Below are 3,380 nucleotides of genomic sequence, written 5' to 3' on the forward strand. Positions count from 1 at the left end.
GCTCTTCCGCTAGCTGGCTCGAAATAGAGAAATTCCTAGGTCAGCGGAGATGGCGCAGTGCAATGCAGAGTGTATTTCGGTTAAAACCGGCTAATTTCGGTGATGATACGTTTCAGCAATCGTAAAATCTTTAAAAAAGATCGAACGTACGTTGGTTTTGATAGGGAGGATTAAGGACATTCCAGCCAGTTGCGGGTGTCTTCGATTTCGTACGGATCCACGGTTTCGCCTCAGTATTTGAGGCGAGGTGGTAGCGGGGTAGCGATAAGATGCAGTGCTAATTCACTCCAGCGTCATCAGTACCGCGAGCGTCATCTTGATGAACTCTTCGTTCTTGTCGATGGTGTCCAAGGCGCCGCGCACGTTGTCGGCGACGTCGGCTGAGCCGCGGGCTTCGACCCAGTTGGAAAGCTCCATGATGGCGGCTTCGAGCGCGAGTTGGTTTTCGTTGATCTTGTACAGCAGGGAGGGGGGAGGTCCGAATGTGGCATCGCAAATCCTCGGTTTTGAGGACAGCGTAGCATCACCTTACGTGAAGGATTTTTAACGATCAGCAGGACGCCGGAGGAGGGGGTTCAGCCGCTGAGTTCTGGAACACGTCCATAATAGTTATGGAACACATGCCGAGAGCCGAGATTTTCACCAAACCCCAGAAACGACAAAGCCCCGAAAAATCAGGGCTTTGTCGTATAAAGATGGCGGAGGCGATGGGATTCGAACTCATGGACCTGTTACAGTCGACGGTTTTCAAGACCGCTATTTAAAGCCGCTAAAACCTTGGCCTGTAGCTCTTTTTCGTTACAGTACTTTTGTTTTTCGGCCCCTCTGTAGACCGCATTCTACAAGGGGCGAGCTTTGAGTTTTGTAACGGGTTTTCGGTCTATTTTGATGGCTTGGCGATGGCGCCAATGCGGCGGTAAACGCGTTCCGTGATGTCGCCCTTGGTGTGGCCCAGGAGCAAGCTGGCATCGCCGACGTCGAGGATTTCTGACGCAGCTTTTGGCCTGATGTCACGGAACTGGAAGCTGCCGATTTTTTCGGCCAGTTGAACGTCGCCTTTCTCATCAGCCTCTTTCTTGGCCTTTTCCCTGGCTTTGTCCCACCGGTCGCGGAGYATCTTCGCGGTCATGCGCTTGCCGCGCGCGCTCACGATCAGATAACTGCAAATGTGCTGAGCATTGCGCTCGGCCATTTTTGCGATCAGCAGAGGGTGGCGATCTCACGGTTAGCCCGCACTTTCGCTGTCCGTGCATCCCGGTACCCGGCAATCGTGGCCGGGGTGATCGAGTCGATGGGGGCGCTATCGAACATCGGTCGGAGCTGCTTGATCTCCGCCAGGTTGTCTTTTTGGGTGCGCGGCGCTTTTTTGGAGACGATGTCGCGGATGTACCGGTCAAAGATGCCCTTCATCGTGCGCAGATCGAGCGGCTTTTCCTTGGCCTCGAGCTCTGCCCATTTGATCCTGGCCAGGTCCAGGTCTTTGCCCAGCGGAATCGCCTTGCCGGTCAGGTCCAGGTAGTAATAGGCAATCCAGTCCTGTCCGCTTTTCCGTTTCCGCGTCCACTGATACATCCGGGGCGGCAAGTTGCGTGTTTCGGCCTTGCGGGGTCGCATATCAGTTCACTCGTGAGAAGTCAGGCGTCCATGCCGGCGTCGCCGGTGGCGGGTTGGGGTCAGCGATGGTCGGGGAGATCATCCCCAGCTTCATGCGGGCGTACATACGACCCACCAGCGGGCGTTTGCCGCGGCTTTCGACGAACACCCAATGACGATCAATCAGCCAGCGCCGCTGGTAGGCTCTGGCCTTGTAGCCGGTTATTTCCGCCAGCTCTTCATCCGAGAGAATTTCTGTTTCCATGTTGATGCTCCRTGCCGAGCGTGGCGGCAGAAGGTGGTTAAAGGGTTGGGTGGCCGCGGCTGATCTAGAGTTGATCGACGAGAACCTGGATATGTGGTGAGTAAAAATGCTGAGCAAGTACCCCGATCAAACGAAGAGTCGCCGAGCGATAGCTGCTGTTGGCGCTGCATTTATCGCTCTGGGGATATTTCTGGTTGTTTACGACGCACTGGGAAAGGGAGGCGTGTCCGTTCTGGTGGGGGGTATCTTTGAATTGATTGTTTTCTTCACTGATCAAAAGGGCTTTGAGAGGGCCGAGCGCATTCTTTCTTGGTTCCATGGCTTGTCGTGACTGGCAGGTTTTCCCAGTTTGTAGGCGTAAACGTAGGTGCACCAGGCGAGGGCGATCATGGCGTCATCCGCCGGCCCCAGATGCAAACAGGGCCATCTTCGGCGTCGTGAATCGACAGAATGAACCAGCCAGGTTCGGCGGGGTGCTGAATCTCCCACGCCGAGCAATCGACCTGCCCATTGTTCATGTAGGCATCGAACACATCGGCGTCGACATCGCTTTCCATGCAGGCGATCTTCGTTTCCACCTGGTGGCGCTTGCACCAGTCGTTGAACTGCTCTTCGGTAATTTCATCGTCGAATTCCGAGAGGTAGTCAGGGTGTGACCACCAGCCACTCGCATCGCGATGGACCGGAAGCGAATCAATCAAAACAGTTTCTTCAGGCATGACTGTTCCTTTGCCGCTATAGCGGCTATCAAATTCACATGAGGAGGAGGTATCGTTGCACCCAGAATCTATGGAGGTGCGATGTGGTCGTACACGGAGTTGAATACAAGTTTTGTCGCGCCTCAAGCGTTGTCGAAGGTCACGATGGACTTGCACTGGAGTGCTGGCGAGGTGATCGCGGTCCGATATTTGAAATCTTTCGAAACGACGAAACACTGCGCTTTGAGGTGACCCTGTTTGAGCAAGATGTTCCTCTGGAGCTGCTTGAATACGCTGTTCCCATCGCCCGTGATCGCTTGGGAGATTTTGATCCGTATCCCTGACATTGGGTCTTTGCCGCTATAGCGGCTGACTTTGAAGGGGGGGGAGTTACTGCTTGGGGTGAGTCGCGTTCCAACGCTCGAAAGCTTCTTGCTTGGTGGGCGCAACAATCTTCTCGTCGCACTTGTAGCAGTACGCTACGACGCCGGCTGCGCCGACATCGAAGTGACCCTGCTTGCATGGCTTCATATGCCAGTCTAAGTTCTCATGGCATATTAGGCGTACACACCTATAACGCCCATTGCGGTAATCCAGAACAAGAAAGTGCCGGAGGTTAAGCCAATAGGTGTAACTGTCAGTTGATCATCCACCACTGTAAAGGTGAAGGATGGGTGTTTGGCGGCAGCTCCCGCCACTAACCCTTGTTGCGAGATCACTGACACTAAACCAGCACCACCATATTGCTTAGTGATATGCAGGATGTAGCTGGTGACGTTAGAACCGAGAGTACCTGGTGTGTTGCGGACTTCAATCTGCAACAT

At 54.2% G+C, this 3,380-nt stretch carries 5 protein-coding genes and 2 pseudogenes; 2 read left to right on the forward strand and 5 right to left on the reverse strand.

Annotation, left to right across the window (positions count from 1 at the left end; genetic code table 11):
* Nucleotides 1-282: 282 nt before the first annotated feature.
* The 3 genes and pseudogenes from AC1DLB_RS25505 to AC1DLB_RS25515 all read right to left on the reverse strand — a co-directional run bounded on the left by AC1DLB_RS25505 (nucleotide 283) and on the right by AC1DLB_RS25515 (nucleotide 1,858).
* Nucleotides 283-491, reverse strand: a pseudogene (locus AC1DLB_RS25505) (hypothetical protein).
* A gap of 389 nt (nucleotides 492-880) precedes the next feature.
* Nucleotides 881-1,614: pseudogene (locus AC1DLB_RS25510) on the reverse strand (site-specific integrase).
* Between the two features lies 1 nt (nucleotide 1,615).
* Nucleotides 1,616-1,858, reverse strand: a complete 243-nt coding sequence (locus tag AC1DLB_RS25515; protein WP_192351832.1) for a DUF4224 domain-containing protein — start codon at nucleotides 1,856-1,858, stop codon at nucleotides 1,616-1,618.
* A gap of 106 nt (nucleotides 1,859-1,964) precedes the next feature.
* Between AC1DLB_RS25515 and AC1DLB_RS25520 the strand changes: the two genes are divergently transcribed.
* Nucleotides 1,965-2,189 carry a hypothetical protein gene (locus AC1DLB_RS25520; protein WP_477748511.1) on the forward strand — a complete coding sequence of 75 codons (225 nt, stop codon included), beginning with the start codon at nucleotides 1,965-1,967 and terminating at the stop codon, nucleotides 2,187-2,189.
* Nucleotides 2,190-2,244: 55 nt separating this feature from the next.
* Here the strand turns inward: AC1DLB_RS25520 and AC1DLB_RS25525 are convergent, their stop codons facing one another.
* Nucleotides 2,245-2,577, reverse strand: a complete 333-nt coding sequence (locus AC1DLB_RS25525; RefSeq protein WP_477748512.1) for a hypothetical protein — start codon at nucleotides 2,575-2,577, stop codon at nucleotides 2,245-2,247.
* 83 nt (nucleotides 2,578-2,660) lie between these two features.
* Between AC1DLB_RS25525 and AC1DLB_RS25530 the strand changes: the two genes are divergently transcribed.
* Nucleotides 2,661-2,900, forward strand: a complete 240-nt coding sequence (locus tag AC1DLB_RS25530) for a hypothetical protein (protein ID WP_192351835.1) — start codon at nucleotides 2,661-2,663, stop codon at nucleotides 2,898-2,900.
* A gap of 213 nt (nucleotides 2,901-3,113) precedes the next feature.
* Here AC1DLB_RS25530 and AC1DLB_RS25535 read toward each other — a convergent pair.
* On the reverse strand, nucleotides 3,114-3,380 hold a 267-nt coding region (locus AC1DLB_RS25535; protein ID WP_477785873.1), incomplete at its 5' end, for a hypothetical protein.

The organism is Pseudomonas sp. 05N434, from assembly GCF_056396965.1.